Source organism: Neisseria sp. 19428wB4_WF04, from assembly GCF_015235335.1.
Taxonomy (GTDB): Bacteria; Pseudomonadota; Gammaproteobacteria; order Burkholderiales; family Neisseriaceae; genus Neisseria; species Neisseria musculi.
The window spans coordinates 13,410-35,988 of record NZ_JADGLG010000015.1; the positions used below are offsets into that span (position 1 = coordinate 13,410).

Consider the following 22,579-nt stretch of genomic DNA (forward strand, 5'->3'; position numbering starts at 1 on the left):
GGTTTTCAGACGGCCTGAAACGGTTTTGCCGCGTCTGCCTGAGAAAAGGGCGGCGGGCGGAGGTTTGGATTAATCCAATAAAGCGTCTATAAATGTTTGTGCGCTAAACGGGCGCAGGTCGTCTATGCCCTCGCCTACACCGATATAGCGCACGGGAATCGGGCGGTTGCCGGCGAGCGCGGCGAGAATGCCGCCTTTGGCGGTGCCGTCCAGCTTGGTAACAATCAGCCCGGTGAGCCCCAGCGCATCATCAAAGGCGGCAACCTGGCCGATGGCGTTTTGGCCGATGTTGGCATCCAGCACCAAGATGATTTCGTGCGGCGCATCGGGCAGGGATTTTTGCAGCACCCGCTTCACTTTTTTGATTTCTTCCATCAGGTGAAGCTGCGTGGGCAGGCGGCCGGCGGTGTCGGCCAGCACAATATCGATGCCGCGCGCTTTGGCGGCTTCAACGGCATCAAAGCACACAGCGGCAGAATCGCCGGTGGTTTGCGAAATCACGGTAACGCCGTTGCGCGCCCCCCATTCCTGCAACTGCTCGCGGGCGGCGGCGCGGAAGGTGTCGCCCGCGGCCAGCAGCACCGATTTGCCCTGTGATTGGAAATATTTGGCGAGCTTGCCGATGGAAGTGGTTTTGCCCGCGCCGTTGATGCCCGCCAGCATAATCACAAACGGTTGGCCGCTGTCGGGGATGGCCAGCGGTTGCTCCAGCGGTTTGATTAAATCGTAAACCGCGTCTTTTAAGGCACCGCGCAACTCGCTGCCGTCTTTGAGGCCGCGCAGCGACACGCGCCTGCGCACGTCTTTCATCAGATAATCGGTGGCTTCCATGCCCATGTCGCCGGTGATCAGCACGGTTTCGAGCTCTTCGTATAAATCTTCGTCAATCTGCCCGCCGCCGAACACGCCCGCCAGCGATTTGGCCATGTGGTCGCGCGATTTGGCAAGGCCTTTTTTCAGGCGCGCCGCCCAGCCGGTTTTAGCGGGTTCGCCTGCTTCGGCAGCAGCGGCAGCCGGAGCGGCGGGCATGGCGGCGGCGGTAAGGGCGCCGGGCTGTTTCAGGCTTCCGGCTGTTTCATTGCTGCCGGGTGCCGGTATGGTTTCAGCCGCCGGCGCGGCTTCGTTTTCAGACGGCCTGATATGGCTTTCAGCCGCCGGTGCGTTGGGGTTGTCTTGCCCGGGCAGGCCGGTTTCGGTGTCGGCGGGGTTTGCTGCCGGTTGGGCGGCAGGACGGTTTGGCGGGTGTGCCCCAACGGCTTGCGGCTGTGTTTCGGGCAAAGAAGAGGCTTGCTCTGCCGGCGGGGAGGCGCTTTGCCCATCGGGCGCGGCACCCGTTTGCGCAGGCTCGGCGGCGGGTTCGGCATTATTCTGGTTTTTTTTGCGTTTAAAAAAGCTGAACATGGGGTTTCCCTTGTTTTCAAAATGGTTTCAAGGCCTGATTGTAACGTATTTTCAGGTAATGGCTATGCTTCGAAAGCACAAGGCACGGTGAAGCCGACATCATTTGCAGGCCGTCTGAAAAGCGCGTTCAGACGGCCTCAAACCTTGTTTAATCGGCGGGCGGAAGTTATCATCTGCCGCAATCTGTTTTGAAGGAGAAACCATGCTGCGCCCAACTGTTTTCCTGATGCTGCTCGCCGCCGCCCCCGCGTGGGCGCAAACGCTTTCGCAAACGCTGCCCAACGGCATGAAAGTGATTGTGAAAGAAGACCGCCGCGCACCGGTGGCTGTGTCGCAGCTTTGGTATAAAGTGGGCAGCATCGATGAGCAGGAAGGCAAAACCGGCCTGAGCCACGCGCTCGAGCATATGATGTTTAAAGGCACGCCTGCCGTGCCTTCGGGCGAATTCAGCCGCCGCGTGTCGGCATTGGGCGGCCAGAATAACGCCTACACCAACCGCAGCGAAACCGTGTATTACGAAAACGTGGCCGCCCAAAACCTGCCCGAAGTGCTGAAAATGGAAGCCGACCGCATGGCCAACCTCAATTTCAGCGACAAAGAGTTCGCCAACGAAATGAGCGTGATACGCGAAGAACGCCGCCAGCGCACCGAAGACAACCCCTTCGGCAAGCTGTGGGAGCATGTGTATCTCAACAGCTACCAAACCCCCGCCCTGCGCGCGCCCGTTATCGGCTATATGGGCGATTTGCACGCGCTCAAAGCCGAAGATTTGCGCCAGTGGTACCGCCGATGGTATGCCCCCAATAATGCCGTGCTGGTGGTGGTGGGCGATGTGGACGCAAAACAAACCCTCAAAACCGCCGGCCGGCTGTTCGGCGCGGTTCCCGCCAAGTCCCTGCCGCCGCGCAACATTGTGAACGAGGCCGCCGAAACCCGCCCCGCGAGCGCGCAAACCGAATCGGCCGTTACCCGCCAGCCCGTGCTCGCCCTCTCCTACCGTGTGCCCAAACTCGACCGCATCGATGATAAAACGCCTTACGCGCTTGATGTGCTTTCCGATGTGCTCGGCGGCAACGCCTCCAGCCGCTTCGATAAAAAACTGGTGCGCGGCAGGCAGGCCGCACTCGATATCGGCGTGAACTACGATATGTTCAGCCGCGAAATGCCGCTGTTCAGCATTATCGCCATGCCCGCCGGCGGCACGGGCGAACAAGAGCTGCTCGAGATGATACGCAGTGAAATTGCCGACATCGCCCGCAACGGCATCAGCCGCACCGAGCTGGAGCGGGTGCGAGCGCAGGCGGCTGCCTCCGAAATCTACGCCAAAGATTCGATGAGTGCCCAAGCCTCGCTGATGGGCAGACTCGAAACCCGAGGTTTCCGCCACGGAGATGAAGCCGAAATCCGCCGCCGTCTGCAAAACGTAACCGCCGCCGATGTGCAGTCCGCCGCCCGCCTGCTCACCCCCGAACGCTCCAGCGTAGTGGCGGTGCAGCCCGCGCAGACACAGCCGGAATAGGTAAAAAAGCCTGAGCCTGCCGCACAAGATTTTACTTCGAAACAGCGAAAGAATTGGAAAAGCCGTCTGAAATATTCAGACAGCTTTTTGTAATGCTATTGATATAAACATCCCTGAGTCCTGTTGCCTGAACCTCTTCGATGAACAGGTGGTTGGGTAGTGGTTTTGGCTTGGCCGTGGGCGGTAGGCATTTTTGTATCTGTTTTTGATTCAACACGTCTTGCGGCGGCTTGATTTGTGCCACAAAGGCAACCTTTGCCGGCTGTGGCGGCCAAACCGTTCAAATGCGTGCAGGGTGGCGGGAAGCGGGCAGTATAAGCCGTATCATGCGGAGCGGCGCTATGGTGATTGTAAAATACCATAGACTCACCACGGGCCGGCTGTCGCCGTAATAGGAAAAATATGCCATGATGAACATTGTCAATCAATTGCCTGTGCCTGTACTGCCCATCGACCGCGACAGGGCCGATTATGCGGTGTCGAAAAACCGGCTTGGTGATTATTTTATCCGCAATCCCGCGCTATTCAGGCTGGCTTTGCAGCCCGAGAGAACCAGGCAGGCGGTGCGTATGGCCGCCCATGCCTGCGGTTTGTGGTTCGATATTTGGCAAAATCCTGAAAGCCGCAAATGTGTGATTGTGGTGGCGAATAAAGATGTGATGCCGTTTGGCACGATGTTCCGCCAAGCGTTGCGGAGCGAAGTGGTGGTGGCGGCTTTGAAGCGGCGCAGCGGTTAGGGGCGGTTTTCAAGGCCGGAGGGCTTTGCAAAATTCATTTAGGCCGTCTGAAATATTCAACCATCTTTATCAGCTTTTCAAGCCTGCCGGCTCTCCCGCGCAGGCAGCAACCCAGTCGGATTTTGTAAGTTATTGAAATAAAAATACTTGATGGTTTTCAGGCTGGGTTTTTGCTGTGCGGGAATGATGGCATTGAAGCATTTTCAGACGGCCTAAATGAATTTTGCAAAGCTTTCAGGCCGTCTGAAAACACTTTTGTCTGTAGCGTGAATCTGCTGTATTTCCGTTAAGGCTCTGTCGTGCCTCGGCTCAAAGAGGGTGGTTGGGTGGGGGCTAAAGCGGTATCGAACCGGTTATGTAGTGTCTGCATGGTCTGCGGCTTGCTGTCTTGCGCCGAATCAGCGGGTTTGCCGTGTGCCTGATCGGTTAGATGCCTGCCTCTCTTTTTGCTTGGCTGCCGCAAACCGGGCGGTAGGGCGGCGGGCAACACTGATTAGCCTTGGGATGGGCGGCAGCCTGCTTTGTGCCGGAAATCAAGCGGATTCATTATGGGGGAACGGCGCAGCGGCGGGCAAATATGGAATTGTAAGCGGTGCGGACGCGGCTGTTAAATCGGGCAGGCGGCCGTCTGAAAAGTTTGGGGCGGTTTCAGACGGCTTGTTCGTGCTGCTTGAAAAACGCCGCTGCCCGCAAACGCTGTTGGCTGTGGTTCACGATGGGAGAAGGGTAGCCGTGGGTGCGTATGCTTTCTTTTGCCAACCACGGGGCGTGGATCAGGTCTTTGCCCAAGTGTGCCAGCTCGGGCACGTGGCGGCGGATAAAGCGGCCGTCGGGGTCGAATTTCTGCGACTGCAAAACGGGGTTGGCAATGTGGGTATGGGGCGGCGCACCGCCGCTTGTGCCGGCCGCCCACTGCCAGCCGCCGTTGTTGGCGGCCAAGTCGTAATCGGTCAGCTGCTCGGCAAACCATGCCTCGCCCAGGCGCGGGTCGATGAGCAGGTGTTTCACCAAAAAGCCCGCCGCCAGCGCACGCAAACGGTTGTGCAGCCAGCCGCTGCCGGCCAGGCAGCGCATGGCGGCATCGATAATCGGATAGCCGGTTTGACCGGCTTTCCAGCGTTCAAACCATTCGGCTGTGCCCGGCCAGGCCAGGTTGCGGTATTCGGGGCGGAAACTTTCTTGCGCCGCGTTGGGGTGGTGGTAGAGTGTCTGCTGAAAAAAATCTCGTAAAATCAGATTATTGAGCCACGTCGATGCGCCTTCGCTGCCGTGCTGCCGCGCCAGATAGACCAAATGGCGGGGCGAGAGCATGCCGTGGGCGATATAGGGCGAAAGGCGGGAAGTGCCGTTTTTGGCGGGAAAATCGCGCTCGAGGCGGTGGTGGCCGATGCGCTCGAGAAAGCGGTTTAACTGCGCCTGTGCGGCTGCTTCGCCACCGGCAAACAGGGGGGGGGAGCCGGCGGCCATGCCGAGGGCGGCGGGCTCGGGCAGCGGCGGGGCGCGGCGGATGTGTTCGGGCAGGCGTGTTTGCAGTGCGGCAAGTTCGAGACGGTTGTCGGCCGGTTTCCATGTGCCGAAACGTTGGGCATAGGTTTGCAGCCAGGCGGTTTGATAGGGTGGGAAAGCGGGGTGGGGGCGGCCGGTGTGCGCCATCACGGCGGCTTTGGGCAATACGGCAAAATCATCGGTCTGCACAAGCTCACAGCCCAGCCGGCCGAGTGCACGGCCGACAGCATTGGTTTCTTCCCTGCCTTGCGGTTCGTAGCTTTCGGCGCACACCACGGTGTCGGCGGCCAGCGCGGCGGCCAGTTGCGGGATTTCGTGTTCGGCACGCCCGTGCAAAACATAAAGCGGCATGTTTTGAGCCGATAAGGCCGTCTGAAAGGCTGCCACGCTGTGATAAATAAAACCGGAACGGCGCACATTGCGCGCGGCGGCGGCTTCGCCGGCAGGGTCGAACACAAACGCGCCCGCCACGGGCAGGCCGCGGCGTATGGCGGTTTGCAGGGCGGTGTTGTCGAAGAGGCGCAAATTGCGGCGGAACCACACCAGCGTTATCGGTTGAGCAGTCATAGGCCGTCTGAAAAATTGGCAGTGTGGTTATTGTAATGGTTTTTCACGGGGCGGGTATCGGTGGCGGTTTCGGGCGGCGCGCAGTTTGGTGTGGTGTCAATGGCGGCAAGGGGCAGGCTTTTGCGGTGTTTTCGGGGTATGGCGGATTGCATGCCGGCCGGCACGGCTTTGCCCGCTTGCATCAAGAACGGTTCGGCACTGCTTGCTGTATTCGGTTTTATCGTTTTGCCCTGTTTGGTATTTCAGCGTTGCCGGCGGTTTTCACACCATCACGGCGTTGGCCGGCCTTGGTTCAAACAGCATGGCTTTGCCGGCCGCCAAAAGCGGCATCGGCATGGGTTGCGCACGGCTTGCACGGCCTGTTTGGGCCGTCTGAAAATATTGTGTGCGGCTTCCTGCGGCCTGCATGGCCTGCAGTTCGCTGCCGGTGCCGGTTTCGGCAGATTGGCGGTAAGGCGGCTCCGTTTTCCGTTACGGCGTTGCGGCACCCCGGCTCGAAGAGAATGGTTTTGCCGGCCGCCCGGGCGGCAACGGAATCGGCTTGGCAGTATCGGTGCGGTATGCGGTTTGCTGCCTTGTGTTGGAGCAGCGGTAGGGTTTTGCAGAAGTCCAGGTCGTCTGAATGCGTGCAGACGGCCGTTCACACATCGGTTTACGGGTTTTGCCCGCACACCATTTCAAACTGTTTTTCGTTTATCGAGCCGCTGATGATGCTCATGGGGCGGATGCCGGCGGCGGTGTAGGTTTGGTTCAGCAGCACCGTGCCTTTTTCGTTTAGCAGCTGCAGGGCGGTTAAGCGGTAGGTTTTGTTGGTGCAGTGCATTTCCCAAGTGCCCACGGCGGTTTTGTATTCGGGCGTGTTTACATAGCGTTCTTCATCGGTTTTCTGCACCACTTTGCGGTCGCGGAAAGTAACCAGGCTGCCGTTTTTGCGGATGCTGGATTTGTCTATATAAGCCCGGATGTTGCCGTTGGAGGTGGTGCCGATTTTTTCCCAACTGCCGCTCACTGAAGGGCCGGACGTGCCGGCACAGGCAGCCAGCAGCAGGGCGGCCGCTGCGGCGGAGAAAAAGCGCAAAGTGTTCATAAATTCCTTTCAGACGGCCGAAACAGCCGCTCGGTTCAAACCGCATAATGGTAAGCCTTTTTATGGAAAGCGGCAAAAAAATCAACCCAACCCGGCCGTGATGGGGGGGGACGCCCGGTTGCCGTTACGGTGTTACCGCGCCGTGGCCGAAAGAGAATGTTTGGGCAGGCTGCCCGGGCGGCATCGGAACCGTTTCGGCATGTTCTGCACAATCTGCGGTTTGCCCGTTGTGCCGAAAATCAGGGGATCCGCGATATAACCCGTGTTGGGATTTTCAGACGGCCGCCGGCGAAAAACGCTAAAATACGCACTTTCCCACAGAGCCTTTGCGAAAGCTGCCCATGCCCCAAACCGCCGCCCGAATCCTGCACGATGTGTTCGGCTACCCCGAGTTTCGCGGAAGCCAGGCCGAGATTGTGGACAGGCTGGCGGCGGGCGGCAGCCTGCTGGTGTTGATGCCCACCGGCGGCGGCAAATCGCTGTGTTACCAGATTCCTGCGCTGATGCGCGAAGGCGTGGCGGTGGTGGTGTCGCCGCTGATTGCGCTGATGAACGACCAAGTGGCCAACCTGCACACCGCCGGCGTGGCGGCCGCCGGCATACACAGCGGCACTTCGCCGGACGAAGCGCGCCGCATTGCCGAAGATATCGAATCCGGCCGTCTGAAACTGCTCTATGTTGCCCCCGAACGGCTGGTTACTGAGCGTTTTCTGCGTTTTCTCGACCAACACACCGTCAGCCTGTTTGCCATCGATGAAGCCCACTGCGTGAGCCAGTGGGGGCATGATTTCCGCCCGGAATACCGCCGGCTGGGCATTTTGGCCGAACGCTATCCCCATGTTCCCCGCATCGCGCTCACCGCCACCGCTGATGCGGCCACCCGCGCCGACATCAAACATTATCTGCATTTGGGCGATGCCCCTGAATTTATCGCCGGTTTCGACCGCTCCAACATTTATTACCAGGTTATCGAAAAAAACAACGGCAAAAAACAACTGCTTGATTTTATTACCAGGCAGATGGCGGGGCAGAGCGGTATCGTTTATTGCCTGAGCCGCAAAAAAGTGGAAGACACGGCTGCTTTTCTGCGCGGAAACGGCCACGATGCCGTTGTTTACCATGCGGGTTTGAGCATGGAGGCGCGCGAAGCCGCCCGGCTGCGCTTCACCCGCGAAGACAATATCATCGTGGTGGCCACGGTGGCCTTCGGCATGGGCATTGACAAGCCCGATGTGCGTTTTGTTGCCCATCTCGATATGCCGCAGAGCATCGAACATTTCTATCAGGAATCCGGCCGAGCCGGCCGCGACGGCCTGCCTGCCGTCAGCTGGCTGTGTTACGGCCTCAACGACTGGGTGGTTTTGCGCGAGCGTATCCAAAGCGGCGAAAGCAGCCAAGAGCAAAAGCAGGTGGAGCTGCAAAAGCTCGATGCCATGCTGGCCGTGTGCGAAACTGCCGCCTGCCGCCGCGTGCTGCTGTTGCAGCATTTCGGCGAAGCAGGCCGGCCCTGCGGCCATTGCGACAACTGCCTGCACCCGCCCGTGCGCTTTAACGGCACCGTTCACGCGCAGAAACTCTTAAGCTGCGTGTACCGTGTCGGCCAGCAGTTTGCCGCAGGTTATGTGATTAACGTGTTGCGCGGCAAAAACGATGCTTGGATTGCCGGCAACCGCCACCATGAATTATCCACATTCGGCATCGGCGCCGACTTCAGCGAAAAAGAATGGCGGGGCATCATCCGCCAGTGTATCGGCTTGGGTTATCTCACCGTCAATCCGCTGCACCATCAGGCGCTGGTGCTCACCGCAGCGGCCAAAGCCGTGCTCAAAGGCAGCGAGGAAGTGTGGCTGCGCCCGCTCAAACGCGAAAAAGCTGCCTTGCAAAAGCCCAAAGAAACCTGGCTGCGCACCGAGCGCGAAGAGCGCATCTGGCAGGCATTGCGAAGTTGGCGGCTGGCGCGGGCGCAGGCCGAAGAAGTGCCCGCCTATATGGTGTTCGGCGATAAAACCCTGCGCGACATCGTTGAAAAACTGCCCGCCACGCTCAACGACCTGCACGGCATCTACGGCATGGGTGAAGCCAAAATCGATAAGTTCGGCAGCGGCATCATCGAAATCTGCCAAACGTTTGTCCAAAACGATAATCAGGCCGTCTGAATATATTTTCAGACGGCCCCGTATTGCCTGCAGCGTTTTCAACAGCACTCAAAGCATCAATTGCACACGATTTTGATGGCCAGCCCGCCTTTGGAGGTTTCGCGGTATTTGGCGTTCATATCTTTGCCGGTTTCATACATGGTTTCAATCACTTTGTCTAAATCCACCTGCGGTGCGCTGGTGCGGCGCAGAGCCATTCTGGCGGCGTTGATGGCTTTCACCGCGCCGATGGCGTTGCGCTCGATGCAGGGTACCTGCACTTGGCCGCCCACGGGGTCGCAGGTGAGGCCGAGGTTGTGTTCCATGGCGATTTCTGCGGCGGAGCAGACCCGCTCGGGCGTGCCGCCGAAAATTTCGGCCAGCCCGGCCGCCGCCATCGAGCAGGCAACGCCCACTTCGCCCTGGCAGCCGACTTCGGCACCCGAGATGGAAGCGTTCATTTTATAGAGCGAGCCGATAACGCCTGCGCTGAGCAGATAGCGGCCGATGGTGTCGGGCGTGAGCGGGGAAACGAATTTGTGGTAATACATCAACACGGCAGGCACGATGCCGCAGGCGCCGTTAGTGGGGGCGGTAACCACCCGCCCGCCGGCGGCGTTTTCTTCGTTTACCGCCAGCGCATACATATTCACCCAGTCGATAATCTGCATCGGGTCGTTTTGCAGGGTTTGGTTGGCCGAAAGCCAGCGGTAAAGGCCGTTGGCGCGGCGCGCCAGTTTCAACGGGCCGGGCAGAATGCCTTCGGTGGAGAGGCCGCGCTCGATGCAGGCGGTCATGGTTTTCCAAATATATTGCAGATACTGCTCGACTTCTTTGCGGCTGCGCAGGGCGGCTTCGTTGTGCAGGGTCATCGAAGAAATCGAAATGCCGTTGCTGTTGCAGTGGCGGACGATGTCGGCGGCGTTGCGGTAGGGGTGGGGAACGGCAGGGGGCGTTTCTTTTGCCGCGCTGAAGCCCGCTTCATCGACAATAAAGCCGCCGCCGATGGAATAATAGGTTTGGCGGTAGATTTCGAGGCCGTCTGAAAAGGCGGTGAGGGTCATACCGTTTTCGTGCAGCGGCAGAAAGCTGCTGTGGAACACCATATCTTTCAGGTATTCGAAGCGCACGTTTCGCGTGCCCAGTGCAATATTCAGACGGCCGCCTGCCTTCACTTCGGCGATAAAGCCGGCAATCAGATCGATATCTACGGTGTCGGGCAGATAGCCGGCCAGCCCCATGATGATGGCGGTGTCGGTGCCGTGCCCCACGCCGGTGAGCGAGAGTGAGCCGTAAACATCGGCGCGGATATGGTCGGTTTGCTGCAACAGATTGCGGGCGGCCAAGTCATCGATAAACTGCTTTCCGGCTTTCATCGGGCCTACGGTGTGCGAGCTGGAGGGGCCGATGCCGACTTTAAACATATCGAATATGCTGATCATGGTGTTACCTGTGTGAGAGTGCAAAATATTGGCGGTGTATTAAAAAATCAGGCTGTAAACAATATTGGAAATGGCCATGATGCCCATCACCACCACAAACACATTGCTGGCTTTGCCTTGAAAGCGGCGCATGGCGGGTACTTTGCGCACGGCATACATGGGCATGATGAAGAGAATCATGGCAATGATGGGGCCGCCCAGCGATTCAATCAAGCCCAAAATGCTCGGGTTGATAATGGCCACCGCCCACAGGGTCAGCAGGAAAAACACGGCGGAAACCAGATTCAGCTTTTTGCGGTTGACGGCATCAGAGCCCGAGCCGTGCTTCATTTTGATATACAGTCCTTCCAAGCCTTCTTTTGCGCCCATGTAGTGTCCGAAAAACGAGCTGGTGATGGCTAAAAATGCAATCAGGGGGCTGAGATACGAAATATAGGGGTTTTCAAATTTGTTGGCGAGAAACGACAACACTGAAATGTTCTGCTCTTTTGCCGCTGCCAGTTCGGAGGGGGTTAAAGTCAGCACGCAGCTGAACACGAAAAACATCACAAACACCAGCAGCACGGTAGAAGTGCCTTTCAGCGTGCGGCAGGCGTGATAGTCGGTTGCTTCGGGGGTTTGATATTCGCGCTGTTGCGAGAGCACAAAAGAAGAAATGGCCGGAGAGTGGTTGAACGAAAACACCAGCACCGGAATGGTAATCCATAAAGTAGAGATAAAAATACCGGAATCAAGTGTTACAGAAAGCGAGGCGGCGTTCCAATGCGGAATCAGATACACCGACAGAAAAAACAGAATCAGCACCAGCGGGTAAACCAGCCATTCGGTTACTTTCAACACAATGCGCTCGCCCAGCAGCAAAATGCCGATAAGCGATGCAATCAAAACCAGCGAGAGCAGCGCGCGCGGCGGCGGAGCCATGCCCATCTGATTGACGATAAAAGAATCCACCGTGTTGGTAACGCTGTTGCCGTAAATCAACAGAATGGGGAAAATCGCAAAGAAATAGAGCAGGGTAATCAGCTTGCCGGCGGCGGAGCCGAAATGCTCTTCAACCACTTCGGTGATGTCGCTGCCGGGTTTGGCGGAAGAGGCCACAAAACGCGCCAGCCCCCTGTGGGAGAAATACGTCATCGGCCCGACAATGGCAGTCATCAGCACCAGCGGCCAGAAGCCGCCCATACCGGCATTGATGGGCAGAAACAGAACTCCAGCGCCAACGGCGGTACCGAACAGGTTGAGAATCCAAAGCAGGTCGAATTTGTTCCATTTGCGGGTGTGTTGCAGGCTTGAGGGTTGGGGGCTCATGAAAAGGCACTCCTGGGGCAGGCTGAAAGAAAGGTTGGAAAACACGGCGGCCGGGGCGGATTTTTAACCCGGTAGCGGCAGCTTTGTAATGCCGGTTGGGTTTTTCAGACGGCATTATAAAATTTATTTACACGGCCAATCGGGAATCTGTGATTTATTTGACGCAGAAAAAGCCCTTGGCTGCAAATGCTGACTTTGTCAGTCATTAGGATTAAAATACTCGGTTTGCCGGCATACAGCCGCAGGGGAGTGCCGGCACCGCTGGCTGTGCCTGAGATGGGAAAACACACCCATCGGCAAATCTTTGCAGCCTATCGAAAAGCCGCAGTGGCCGGCAGATTCACGCTTCTCAAGCTGCAATGCCGCCGCCGTCATACACCCCCAGCGCAAACCTGCTCATTCCCGCTTTGCCTTCGCGATACGGCGCGAGCCATTCGGGAAACGGCGGCAGCCTGCCTGCTTCAATATAAACCATCGCTCCGGTGTTCAGACGGCCTGGCAGCAGCGCAAACACATCCGGCCATTGCTGCCAGTTGAAAGGCGGATCCAGCAACACCGTGTCAAACATTTCACGGCTGTGTTTCAGATAAAGCAGACCGTCTGAATACACGGTTTGCACCTGTTTCAAACCCAACGCGCAGATATTGCCCGCAAGGGTTTGCAGCGTGCAGCGGTTGTTTTCCACCAGCACCACCGAAGCCGCATGGCGCGAAGCCGCTTCCAGCCCCAGCGCCCCGCTGCCGGCAAACAAATCCAATACCCTCTTTCCGGCCAAATCCTGCCCCAGCCAGTTAAACAAACGCTCGCGCACGCTGTCGGGCGTGGGGCGCAGGCCGGCGGCACCGTTGAAATGCAGCTTCCTGCCCCGGCAGCTGCCGCCGATGATGCGGATCTGGTTTTGGTGTTTGGCGTGTTTCATAGTGTTCAGGTGGGGGGAAAGGGGATTATCAAGCAGAGGCCGTCTGAAAAGGTTTGGCGGCGCAAGCACGGCGCAGCATTTGTTTTCAGACGGTTTGGCCGCTTTGTTTTGCTTGTCGTTGCTCTGCTGCCAGGCCGTCTGAAAGTTTTCAGACGGCCTCTTTATAGTTCAATTGCAGCCAATCATCACGCCTTCGGTGCGGGTGGCTCGATTTGCTCTTTCCAGCCGCATTCTTTCTGCGGGCAGACTTTTTCCACGCCCCAGCGTTTGGTGGTTTTGACGGTTAACACCGGCCATCGGCATTGGGGGCAGGTTTCTGACAGGGGCGGGTTCCAGACGGCGTAGTTGCAGTCGGGGTAGGTGCTGCAGCTGTAAAACAGCTTGCCGTAGCGCGATTTGCGCTCGACCAGATGCCCTTTTTTGCACTGCGGGCATTCAACGCCGGTGTCTTTGGGTTTTTCCAGCGGTTCGATGTGTTTGCATTTGGGGTAGTTGGCGCAGCCGATGAATTTGCTGCCGGTGCGGCTGTATTTGTAAACCAGCTGCCCGCCGCATTTGGGGCATTGGAGGCCTTCGAGTTCTGCTTGCTCGGCGGCTTCCTGCGCGGCGCGCTCGGCGGCCTGTTGGGCGGTTTCGCCAACGTTTCGGGTGTAGCCGCATTCGGGGTAGCCGGCGCAGGCAACGAAGCGGCCGTTGCGGCCGAACTTGATTTGCAGTTGGTGGTTGCCGCACCGGGGGCAGGTTTCGTCCAGCTCTTCGGTGGTGAATTTGGCGCGCTCGATGCCTTCTTTTTCTTCAACCTGTTTGTGAAAGCCTTTCCAGAATTTGTCCATCACCGGTATCCACTCGCGTTTGCCGCCGGCGATTTCGTCCAGTTGGTCTTCGAGTTTGGCGGTGAAGTGGTAATCAACGTATTGGGCGAAGTGTTCGGTGAGGAATTTGTTGACGATGTCGCCGGTGTCGGTGGGGGCGAAGCGTTTTTGCTCCAGGGTAACGTATTCGCGGTCTTTGAGTGTAGAAATAATGCTGGCGTAGGTGGAAGGGCGGCCGATGCCGTATTCTTCGAGTGCTTTCACCAGCGTGGCTTCGTTGAAGCGCGGCGGCGGGGTGGTGAAGTGTTGTTCGCCGTAGAGCTTATCAACAGGCAGGGTTTCGCCTTCGGCCATTTCGGGCAGTTTTTTGTTTTCTCCGCCCTCGTTTTCTTCATCGGTGCTTTCTTCATACACGCTCAAGAAGCCGGCGAAGGTCTGCACTTGGCCGGTTACGCGGAAGATGCCTTCGCCCACGGCGATATCCACGGTGGTTTGGTCGAATCTGGCGGGTGCCATCTGGCAGGCAACGGTGCGCTGCCAAATCATTTGGTAGAGTTTGAACTGGTCGGCGGTTAGAAACGGCTTCACGCTCTCGGGTGTGCGGTACACCGAGGTGGGGCGCACGGCTTCGTGCGCTTCTTGGGCGTTTTTGGATTTGGTTTTGTATTGTTTGGCCGCAGCAGGCAGATAGTCTTTGCCGATTTTGTTTTCGATGTAGTGTCGGATTTCGGTGAGGGCTTCTTGCGACAGGGTAACGCTGTCGGTGCGCATATAGGTTATCAGGCCGGTGGCGCCCTGGCCGACATCGATGCCTTCGTAGAGCTGTTGGGCGGTGCGCATGGTGCGGTCGGTGGTCATGCCCAGTTTGCGCACGGCATCCTGCTGCATGGTGGAGGTGGTGAACGGTGCGGCGGGATTGCGGCTGCGCTTTTTCTTTTCGATGGCGGCAACGTGCGCTTTTTTGCCCTGCAGGGCGGCCAGCACGCCGGCTTGCGAGGTTTCAGACGGCAGTGAGAACTGTTCGAGCTTTTCACCTTTATATTGCACCAATTTGGCGGTAAATCTGCTGCGGCCTTTGTGGCTGTCGAGATGGAGCGTCCAGTATTCCTGCGCTTCAAAGGCGCGGATTTCGTTTTCGCGTTCGCAAATCAGGCGCAGGGCGGGGCTTTGCACGCGGCCGGCGCTGAGGCCGCGGCGGATTTTTTTCCACAACAGCGGCGAGAGGTTGAAGCCGACCAGATAATCGAGCGCACGGCGCGCCTGCTGGGCATCGACCAGGTTGGTTTCGATACCGCGCGGGCGGGCGATGGCTTCGAGCACGGCGCTTTTGGTAATTTCGTGAAACACCACGCGCTGTGGTTGAATGTTGCCCAGGCCGCGTTTGCTTTTGAGGATTTCTTGCAAATGCCATGAAATGGCTTCGCCTTCCCTGTCGGGGTCGGTGGCCAGATAGAGATTGTCGGCTTTTTTGGCGGCGGTTACGATGGCATCGACATGTTTGGCATTGCGGGCAACCAGCTCGTATTTCATGGCAAAGTGGTTGTCGGGATCCACCGCGCCGTTTTTCGGCACCAAATCGCGCACATGGCCGTAGGAAGCAAGAATTTCAAACTCGCTGCCGAGATATTTTTTCAGTGTTTTGGCTTTGGAGGGCGACTCCACAATCAAAAGATTTTTTGCCATGGTCGGTTTCCTGAATGTTGTCAAACAAGCAAAGTGGTTTGGGTTTTCAGACGGCCTGCCGTGTTTCCGGCAGGCCGTCTGAAAAAATATTTTAGGGTTGTGCGGCGCGGTGGTTTGAATGGTGCGCCGCTGTGCCTATTATTATTTATATGATGCGGCTTTGCGGCTTGTCAAAACTATTTTTCGGTTTCAGACGGCCTTTTGCCCGGCTTGGTTTGTTTGCGGTAGAGATAAACCGCGGCCAGCCCCCACAAAAAGTGGGCGTACAGTATCGGTAAAACGGTGTGGAAATGATAAATGCCCAAGTGCAGCCGCCTTTGATGGCCGGGCAGCAAAAACAGCGTGATACGGGCTATGCAGCCGCCGGCTTGCGTGCTCATCACCACCGAGGTCAGTACGATGGAAAATATGGAGGCATAAAGTAAATAAATAAACGGAATGCGTAACATAATCTCTGTTTTGTATTAATCAAGTGTTGCAAAACATGTAAGCAGGGAGCCGGCTGCAAACCGTGCGGCAGGCGCGGCGCACGAAACGGGTACCGGTGCTGCGGCGGTTTCGGGCGTGCTTGCGCGCAGGCGGGCTGCTCTTACGCTGGCGGCAACGGCGGGTGCCGGCAGTGAGATTGGGTTTTCCGTGTGGTACAGGCGGTGTCTGTTACCGATAATGAGTGTTTGAATTATGGTTATGGTATTTTTATGGTGCGGCAGGTGCCCGAAGGCCGTCTGAATAACTTCGGGTTTCAGACGGCCTTTCTGTTTGCTTCTTTCATTGCCGTGAGGCAAAGGGCGTTGCCGCACGGTTTTTTTGGTTTTGCTTTAACGTGTCCGGCTGCGGCAATGCGCGCGGATTGCCGTGTTGTCCGGCTGCTTGCGCAAAAAACCGACAGCGCGGCTGTCGATATTTTGCATGTTTCAGTGCATCACGGCTTTGCCGTGCAATGCCATCATCAGCTCTGCGCCGATTAATGCGGGCAGCTCGGATTTATGCGCCCACAAAACCAGCAGAGTGAGCACTTTGGCCATATCAACGGTAATGTCTTCGGCGGGCAGGTGCGCCAAGGCGTGCACCACAAATTCGCGTTGTTCGCCGTTGATGGCTTCGGCGCGGTCTAAGAAATAGAGCAGGTTGATGACATCGTGCGGCAGGGCTGCTGTTTCTTCGTGGTGGTAAACGCGCATGGCACCGCTGCGGTAGCGGGTTTCGGCAACTTCGGGGCTGTTGGCCAGCACTTCGAGCAGCATCAGGGCTTGGTTGATTTCCAAATCGCTGAAACCGATGTCTTCCAGAATCTGCTCCAGATCCGATGGGGCAGGGCAGGCGTCTAAGTCGTAAAAGTGTTTGATTAAAAAGGCGATAACATCAGCCATGGTGGTTCCTTGTTTTTTGTTATTTAACCCGCTGGTAGCGGCCGCCCGGCAAGGCGGCAACCCGGTTTTCCAGCTCGAGCTCAAGCAATTGTGCGTAGATTTCGGCGGTGGGCAGGTTTAAAGCCTGCGCCAGGCTGTCGGGGTGTGCCGGGCTGTAGCCTAAAGCCGTTAGGAGCGGATGCTCGGCGGGCTGTTCGGCAGGCGCGGCCGCTACGGCGTTTTCCTCGTGTTGCGCGGTGTTTCGAACCGCGTGCGGGGCAGGGTGTTCGGGCGGGGTGTGCTGCAATAACTGCGGGCATTCCTGCATGATATCGTTCAGGCATTCCACCAGTTTGGCACCTTCTTTTATCAGTTTGTGGCAGCCTTTGCTGTGCGGGTTGTCGATGGAGCCCGGTACAGCCATCACTTCGCGCCCCATTTCTGCGGCCAGTTTGGCGGTAATCAGCGACCCGGATTCGGTGGCGGCCTCTACCACCAAAACGGCTTGTGCCAAAGCGGCAATCAGGCGGTTGCGGCGCGGAAAGTTGCCGGCCAGAGGGCGGGTTCCCAACGGAAACTCGCTGATCACCAAACCTTGCTCGGCAATCTGGTAGGCCAGTGCTTTATTCGTTTGCGGATAAATGCGGTCTATTCCCGTTCCCCAAACGGCAATGGTGCCGCCTCTGGCCTGCAATGCACCCTGATGCGCTGCGGTGTCGATGCCGCAAGCCATACCCGAAATGACGGTTATTCCCTTTTCGCTCAGAGCATGGCTGAAATCGCGGGCAACCCTTGCTGCCTGCGGTGTGGCGTGGCGGCTGCCGACAACGGCAACGGCGGGGTGGTGCAGCAATTCGGTGCGGCCGCGTAAAAATAGCAGCGGCGGTGGAGTCATGCCTTCCGTGAGCATCATGGGAAAGTCGCTGTCGCCCAGCAGCATCAGCCGGCAATGTTCCTGTGTTTCCCATGCCAGTGCGGCTTCTGCGGCGGCGGTTGCTGGTGCGTTATCCCCTTCCCATGCTGCAATTGCCTGTTTGTGGCGAACCAGTTTCCGAACGGATTCGGCCGGTGCGGCTAAGGCGGCACGGGCCGAGCCGTAATGCCGGATCAATGCCAAAAAGCTTTCTGCGCCTACATAAGGAGTGAGGGCAAGCTGTATCCAGGCGAGCCGTTCTGAATCATTCATGGCTTAAACCCCGTTGTGTCTGCATGGGCATTTAATAACGCCCGTGATATTTTTTTTATTTTTAGGATTCTATCTTTTTTGTAATGGTTTGTTAATTATTTTGAAGTTTTATTTGCATTTAAGTGTGGTAGAAGGGTGAATGTGTGGTGAAAACGGCAACAAAAAAGCACGCGTGAGAGCGTGCTTTTTCAGACGGCCTTACCGGGGCCGGCTTGCTGTTTGTCAGGGGTTGATGTTGCTGTTGATGTTGTATTCGTTCAGTTCGGTATCGTGCGGCTCCTGCGGTGCATTCGGCGCATGCGGGGTATCGTCGGCCATGTTGTCTAAATCTTGACCGGGTTCTGATGCGGTATCGCCGATATTGATGCTGGTTAAGCTCTCCAAAATGATGGCTGAAGACAAATTCGGGCCGGTGCGGTATATCATGGCCAAGCCGGCTTCTTCGGCCGGAATCGACACGTATTTCACTACGCTGCGGCTGCCTTTTCGGCCGTTTTCCAACTCTACTTTTGTTTGGCGGCTGCGTTTGTAGAGGCTCAATACCGTACCTTTGTCCAAACCGTCTGCTTCACCTTTGTTGAGTGTGATGGTTTGGAACTGGCCGGCTTCGCCGATACCGTTGAAAATGGATACTACTTTGGCATCGATATGGCGGCTGGGTGCGTGCGGCATGATTTGGAAGTTGTCGGCTTCATCGGTTATTTTCAGCAGGAAGTCGCCTTTGCGCACTTCGGAAACGGCTTCTTCTATTACCATCGGCTGCGCGGTTTGGGTAGGCACTTTCACCAAAGGGTGCAGGCGGGTGTAGTATTCGTTGCTCGGCAGCGAGCGGGCATCTTTTTCACTGCGGGCATCCAGTGCGCTGTTGGTGTGCGGCAGGGTGCTCACGATGCCGCCGAACACCACTTCTTGGCCGAGATATTTTTTGGTATCCGGGTCGGTGATGTCTTTAACCGCACGGTAAACCAAGTAGCGCCCGGGTTCGGTGATGCCGTAAGCGTATACGCGGTCGCCTTTGCTGTAGAGGATGCGGCTGTCGGGGCCGTCGATTAAGCGAGGTGCGTTTTGGGTTTGCTCCTGGGGAATCACCTGCGGGTGCTGCATAAACATGCGGTAGAAATTGACGTTAATGGTTTGGATGCCGTAACCTGCCGACATTTCGCGCACACGCGGTGCAAGTTTCACCACGGGAATGCCGCCTTCGCGGTAAGACACGGCTTTGTCGAAACCCAGCACGGGGCGGCCGTTGATATAGCGCAACACCAACACCTGGCCGGGATAAATCATATGCGGGTTGCGCACGGCATTGCGGTTGGCGCCCCACAGGCGGTTCCACTGCCACGGGCTGTAAAGGTATTTGCCCGAAATGCCCCATAATGTGTCGCCTGGTTTCACCACATAGCGCCGGGGCGCATCGGGGCGCACTTTTAAAGCTGCGGCCGAAGCTTGGCCGGAAATTGCCAAACCTACGGCGCAAAGCAAGGTTATAATGTGTTTTTGCATGACTTGTTCCCCTTAGAAATCGGAATCGGTTATCTTTGAAATTAACGATTAACGGTTGGACTTGGCAGCCCGATTGAATCATAGGTGATATTTTACCACCTAATATTGCCGTTATCATAGCATTAAACACACATATTTTTACATTTGAGATGAAATTATGGCATTACTTAACATTCTTCAGTATCCCGATGAACGTTTGCACAAGGTTGCTGCACCGGTGGCCGAGATAGACGGGCGCATTAAAACGCTGGTGGCAGATATGTTCGACACCATGTATGAAGCGCGCGGCATCGGCTTGGCCGCCACACAGGTTGATGTGCACGAGCGGGTGGTGGTGATGGATTTAACCGAGGATAAAAGCGAACCGCGCGTGTTTATCAACCCTGTAATCACGCACAAGGACGGCGAAACCTCTTATGAAGAAGGCTGCCTTTCCGTGCCGGGTATTTACGACACCGTAACCCGTGCCGAGCGTGTAACCGTTGAAGCTCTCAACGAAAACGGTGAAAAATTCACGCTCGAAGCAGACGGCCTGCTGGCCATCTGCATACAGCACGAACTCGATCATCTGATGGGCAAAGTGTTTGTGGAACACTTGTCGCAATTGAAGCAAAACCGCATCAAAACCAAGCTGAAGAAGCGTCAGAAACACAATCTCTAATCTTTCAGACGGCCTTTTTATCATCATGAAAGTTATTTTTGCCGGCACCCCCGATTTTGCCGCCTCCGCCCTGAAAGCCATTGCAGCGGCGGGTTTTGAAATTCCGCTGGTGCTGACTCAGCCCGACCGCCCCAAAGGGCGGGGTATGCTGCTGCAGGCAAGCCCGGTCAAGCAAGCTGCCGAAGCATTGGGGCTTGCCGTTGCCCAACCCCCGGGTTTGCGCAATGAAGAGGCGCAGGAGCTGTTGCGCAGACAACACGCCGATGTGATGGTGGTGGCTGCTTACGGCCTGATTCTGCCGCAGGCCGTGCTCGATATCCCGAAACACGGTTGTTTGAACATTCACGCTTCGCTGCTGCCGCGCTGGCGCGGTGCTGCACCGATACAGCGCGCGCTGGAGGCGGGCGATGTCGAAACCGGCGTGTGCATTATGCAGATGGATGCGGGCTTGGACACCGGCAATGTGGTCAGCGAACACTGCTATACCATTAAAACGGCAGACACCGCCCAAAATGTGCATGACGCTTTGGCGGAAATCGGTGCGCAGGCAATTGTGGCTGATTTACAACGTTTGCAGCAGGAAGGCCGTCTGAAAAGCATTCCCCAGCCTGAAAGCGGTGTAACGTATGCACAGAAATTGAGCAAAGAAGAAGCCAGAATTGTTTGGGGCGAGCCTGCCGCCGTGGTCGAGCGCAAAATCCGCGCTTTCAACCCGGTGCCCGGTGCCTGGACCGAATATCAGGGCAAACCCCTGAAAATCTGGCAGGCCGAAATAGTGGTGCAGAGCGGCGAAGCGGGCGAAGTGCTGCATTGCGGTTCAGACGGCCTGATTGTGGCCTGCGGGGAGCAGGCTGTGAACATTACCGAATTACAGCCCGCCGGCAGCAGGCGTATGAGTATCGCCGCCTTTGCCGCCGGCAACCGCATAGCGGCAGGGGAGCGGCTGTGAGCATGGCTTTAGCGCAGAAACTCGCCGCCCAAAGCATAGCGGCGGTGGCGGCAGGGCAGAACCTGCAAGACGTGTTGGCCGCCATCCGCGCAGGGCAGCCTGATTTAAGCCCGCAGGAAAACGGCACGCTGCAAGACATTGCCTATGGTTGTCAGCGTTATTTGGGCAGCCTGAAATTCATGCTCGGCAAAATGCTCGCCAAACCAATTGCCGACCCGCAGCTCGAAAGCCTGCTGCTGGCCGCGCTCTACCAGCTGCACTACACCCGCAACGCGCCCCATGCGGTGGTGAATGAAGCGGTGGAAGAAGCCGCCAAAATCGGCAAAGGGCAATACCGTTCTTTTGCCAATGCTGTTTTGCGCCGCTTTTTGCGCGAGCGCGGCAAACTGGCGGCGGCCTGCAAACACAACGATGTGGCGAAATATAATCTGCCTGCGTGGTGGATACAGTATCTGAAAAACCACTATCCGGTGCATTGGCACAACATGGCCGCCGCCTGGCAGCAGCATCCGCCGATGATTCTGCGGGTCAACCGCCGCCGCAGCAATGCCGGAGATTATGCGGCGGGGTTGGCGCAGGCGGGCATGGCGGCAAAAGTGTTGGACGACTACGCCGTGATGCTTGAAACAGCCGTGCCGGTTGCCCTGCTGCCCGGTTTTTCAGACGGCCTGGTGTCGGTGCAGGATTTCGGCGCCCAGCAGGCGGCCCATATTCTGAACCCGCAACAGGGCGAACGTATTTTGGATGCCTGCGCCGCGCCCGGCGGCAAAACCGGCCATATATTGGAACTGGCCGACTGCGAAGTTACCGCTTTGGATATAGATGCAGGCCGTCTGAAAAGAGTGGCGGATAATCTGCACAGGCTGGGTTTTCAGACGGCCTCTTTGCAATGCGCCGATGCGCAGGACTTAAATGCATGGTATAACGGACGCCCCTTCGATGCCGTATTGGCCGATGTGCCCTGCACCGCCTCAGGCGTGCTCAAGCGCAATCCCGACATCAAATGGCAGCGCCGCCCCACAGATGCCGCTAAAACCGCCCGCCGGCAGGAAAAGCTGCTCGACACACTGTGGCAGACCCTGACGCAAAACGGCAGAATGCTGTTGGCTACCTGCTCGGTTTTTGTCGAAGAAAACGAGCAGCAGCTGCAAAAATTTCTTAACCGCCACCCCGATGCCGAATGTGTAGGGCAGAGGGTGCTTTTACCCAACAAACAGCAAGATGGCTTTTATTACGCGCTTATTCAAAAACAGTAAACTACTGTTGCTGCCTGTTTTGCTGGCCGCGCCTTTTCAGACGGCCGCAGAAGGCATCAGCGCGATCCGTATGCAGGCCGTGCTCACATCATCGGGGCAGATGCTGGTGAGCAGCCGCTTCAAAACTGATTTGCCCGACCAGCTCAAACAGGCACTCAATCAAGGCGTGCCGCTCACATTCACCCTGAACTACCAGCTTTCCGCCCCCACGATAGCGGCCTACCGTTTTAAATTCGGCCAGCTGGTGGGCAGCGACAGCTCGATTCAATACAAACTTTCCTACCATCCGCTAACCAACCGCTACCGCGTTGCCGTGGGCACGTTTTCCACCGAATACAACAGCTTGGAAACCGCCCTCAGGGGCGTGGGCGCGGTGGCCAACTGGCGGGTGCTGGGCAGCGGGGCGCTCAGCGGTGTCGGCCCGCGTGAATCCAAGGCTGAAATCCGCCTGGCGCTGAGTACCGCCCAGCTGCCCAAGCCGTTTCAGATTAATGCGCTTACATCGAAAAGCTGGCAGCTCGATTCGGGCTGGCAGCCGCTCAATATCTCGCAGGAATAA

21 protein-coding genes and 1 pseudogene are annotated in these 22,579 nt (G+C 57.2%); 7 read left to right on the forward strand and 15 right to left on the reverse strand.

The window, feature by feature from the left end:
* Nucleotides 1-69: 69 nt before the first annotated feature.
* On the reverse strand, nucleotides 70-1,401 hold the full coding sequence (gene ftsY, locus IR141_RS05110) for a signal recognition particle-docking protein FtsY (RefSeq protein ID WP_135034581.1): 1,332 nt from the start codon (nucleotides 1,399-1,401) through the stop codon (nucleotides 70-72).
* A 202-nt stretch (nucleotides 1,402-1,603) separates the two neighbouring features.
* Between ftsY and IR141_RS05115 the strand changes: the two genes are divergently transcribed.
* Nucleotides 1,604-2,920, forward strand: a complete 1,317-nt coding sequence (locus tag IR141_RS05115; protein ID WP_135034582.1) for a pitrilysin family protein — start codon at nucleotides 1,604-1,606, stop codon at nucleotides 2,918-2,920.
* A gap of 31 nt (nucleotides 2,921-2,951) precedes the next feature.
* Here the strand turns inward: IR141_RS05115 and IR141_RS05120 are convergent, their stop codons facing one another.
* Nucleotides 2,952-3,164, reverse strand: a complete 213-nt coding sequence (locus IR141_RS05120) for a hypothetical protein (RefSeq protein ID WP_135034583.1) — start codon at nucleotides 3,162-3,164, stop codon at nucleotides 2,952-2,954.
* A gap of 163 nt (nucleotides 3,165-3,327) precedes the next feature.
* Here IR141_RS05120 and IR141_RS05125 point away from each other — a divergent pair, with 163 nt between their 5' ends.
* Nucleotides 3,328-3,657 (forward strand): hypothetical protein, encoded by a 330-nt coding sequence (locus IR141_RS05125; RefSeq protein WP_135034584.1) that lies wholly within the window; start codon nucleotides 3,328-3,330, stop codon nucleotides 3,655-3,657.
* Nucleotides 3,658-4,305: 648 nt separating this feature from the next.
* Here IR141_RS05125 and IR141_RS05130 read toward each other — a convergent pair.
* From IR141_RS05130 to IR141_RS05145, 4 genes are all read right to left on the reverse strand, one after another.
* A complete protein-coding gene (locus tag IR141_RS05130) occupies nucleotides 4,306-5,730 on the reverse strand; it encodes a deoxyribodipyrimidine photo-lyase (RefSeq protein ID WP_135034585.1) in 1,425 nt (474 codons plus the stop codon).
* Nucleotides 5,727-5,882, reverse strand: coding sequence for a hypothetical protein (locus IR141_RS05135; protein WP_167743055.1), 156 nt, complete (start codon nucleotides 5,880-5,882; stop codon nucleotides 5,727-5,729). Before IR141_RS05135 ends, IR141_RS05130 begins: the two co-directional genes overlap by 4 nt.
* Nucleotides 5,883-5,991: 109 nt before the next feature.
* On the reverse strand, nucleotides 5,992-6,138 hold the full coding sequence (locus IR141_RS05140) for a hypothetical protein (RefSeq protein ID WP_167743057.1): 147 nt from the start codon (nucleotides 6,136-6,138) through the stop codon (nucleotides 5,992-5,994).
* A gap of 244 nt (nucleotides 6,139-6,382) precedes the next feature.
* Nucleotides 6,383-6,817 carry a surface-adhesin E family protein gene (locus IR141_RS05145; protein ID WP_135034586.1) on the reverse strand — a complete coding sequence of 145 codons (435 nt, stop codon included), beginning with the start codon at nucleotides 6,815-6,817 and terminating at the stop codon, nucleotides 6,383-6,385.
* Nucleotides 6,818-7,152: 335 nt separating this feature from the next.
* On the opposite strand from IR141_RS05145, the pseudogene recQ reads away from it, so the two are divergent.
* A pseudogene (recQ, locus tag IR141_RS05150) lies at nucleotides 7,153-8,940 on the forward strand (DNA helicase RecQ); the annotation flags it as partial.
* 89 nt (nucleotides 8,941-9,029) lie between these two features.
* Here the strand turns inward: recQ and IR141_RS05155 are convergent.
* From IR141_RS05155 to IR141_RS05195, 9 genes are all read right to left on the reverse strand, one after another.
* Complete coding sequence (locus IR141_RS05155) at nucleotides 9,030-10,394, reverse strand: L-serine ammonia-lyase (protein WP_135034588.1); 1,365 nt, start codon at nucleotides 10,392-10,394, stop codon at nucleotides 9,030-9,032.
* Nucleotides 10,395-10,433: 39 nt separating this feature from the next.
* Nucleotides 10,434-11,702, reverse strand: coding sequence for an HAAAP family serine/threonine permease (locus IR141_RS05160; RefSeq protein WP_135034589.1), 1,269 nt, complete (start codon nucleotides 11,700-11,702; stop codon nucleotides 10,434-10,436).
* Between the two features lie 349 nt (nucleotides 11,703-12,051).
* Entirely contained in the window at nucleotides 12,052-12,630 is a 579-nt protein-coding gene (gene rsmD, locus IR141_RS05165; RefSeq protein WP_135034605.1) for a 16S rRNA (guanine(966)-N(2))-methyltransferase RsmD, read from the reverse strand.
* 176 nt (nucleotides 12,631-12,806) lie between these two features.
* The gene (gene topA / locus IR141_RS05170; RefSeq protein ID WP_135034590.1) at nucleotides 12,807-15,116 is read right to left on the reverse strand and encodes a type I DNA topoisomerase; all 2,310 of its coding nucleotides are present in this window, start codon (nucleotides 15,114-15,116) and stop codon (nucleotides 12,807-12,809) included.
* Between the two features lie 176 nt (nucleotides 15,117-15,292).
* Nucleotides 15,293-15,565, reverse strand: a complete 273-nt coding sequence (locus IR141_RS05175) for a hypothetical protein (protein ID WP_135034591.1) — start codon at nucleotides 15,563-15,565, stop codon at nucleotides 15,293-15,295.
* Between the two features lie 15 nt (nucleotides 15,566-15,580).
* Nucleotides 15,581-15,901 carry a hypothetical protein gene (locus IR141_RS05180; RefSeq protein WP_135034592.1) on the reverse strand — a complete coding sequence of 107 codons (321 nt, stop codon included), beginning with the start codon at nucleotides 15,899-15,901 and terminating at the stop codon, nucleotides 15,581-15,583.
* Nucleotides 15,902-16,030: 129 nt separating this feature from the next.
* Nucleotides 16,031-16,486 carry a DUF494 family protein gene (locus tag IR141_RS05185; protein WP_135034593.1) on the reverse strand — a complete coding sequence of 152 codons (456 nt, stop codon included), beginning with the start codon at nucleotides 16,484-16,486 and terminating at the stop codon, nucleotides 16,031-16,033.
* Nucleotides 16,487-16,505: 19 nt separating this feature from the next.
* The gene (gene dprA / locus IR141_RS05190; protein WP_135034594.1) at nucleotides 16,506-17,651 is read right to left on the reverse strand and encodes a DNA-processing protein DprA; all 1,146 of its coding nucleotides are present in this window, start codon (nucleotides 17,649-17,651) and stop codon (nucleotides 16,506-16,508) included.
* Between the two features lie 222 nt (nucleotides 17,652-17,873).
* On the reverse strand, nucleotides 17,874-19,154 hold the full coding sequence (locus tag IR141_RS05195; RefSeq protein WP_135034595.1) for a LysM peptidoglycan-binding domain-containing protein: 1,281 nt from the start codon (nucleotides 19,152-19,154) through the stop codon (nucleotides 17,874-17,876).
* Nucleotides 19,155-19,311: 157 nt separating this feature from the next.
* Between IR141_RS05195 and def the strand changes: the two genes are divergently transcribed.
* From def to IR141_RS05215, 4 genes are read left to right on the forward strand one after another with little or no spacing between them, the layout of a single operon-like run.
* A complete protein-coding gene (gene def, locus IR141_RS05200) occupies nucleotides 19,312-19,815 on the forward strand; it encodes a peptide deformylase (protein ID WP_135034596.1) in 504 nt (167 codons plus the stop codon).
* A 25-nt stretch (nucleotides 19,816-19,840) separates the two neighbouring features.
* Nucleotides 19,841-20,764, forward strand: a complete 924-nt coding sequence (fmt, locus tag IR141_RS05205) for a methionyl-tRNA formyltransferase (protein WP_135034597.1) — start codon at nucleotides 19,841-19,843, stop codon at nucleotides 20,762-20,764.
* Nucleotides 20,761-22,020, forward strand: coding sequence for a 16S rRNA (cytosine(967)-C(5))-methyltransferase RsmB (rsmB, locus tag IR141_RS05210; RefSeq protein WP_135034598.1), 1,260 nt, complete (start codon nucleotides 20,761-20,763; stop codon nucleotides 22,018-22,020). Before fmt ends, rsmB begins: the two co-directional genes overlap by 4 nt.
* Nucleotides 21,986-22,579 carry a DUF4390 domain-containing protein gene (locus IR141_RS05215; protein ID WP_135034599.1) on the forward strand — a complete coding sequence of 198 codons (594 nt, stop codon included), beginning with the start codon at nucleotides 21,986-21,988 and terminating at the stop codon, nucleotides 22,577-22,579. The genes rsmB and IR141_RS05215 overlap by 35 nt, the downstream gene beginning before the upstream one ends.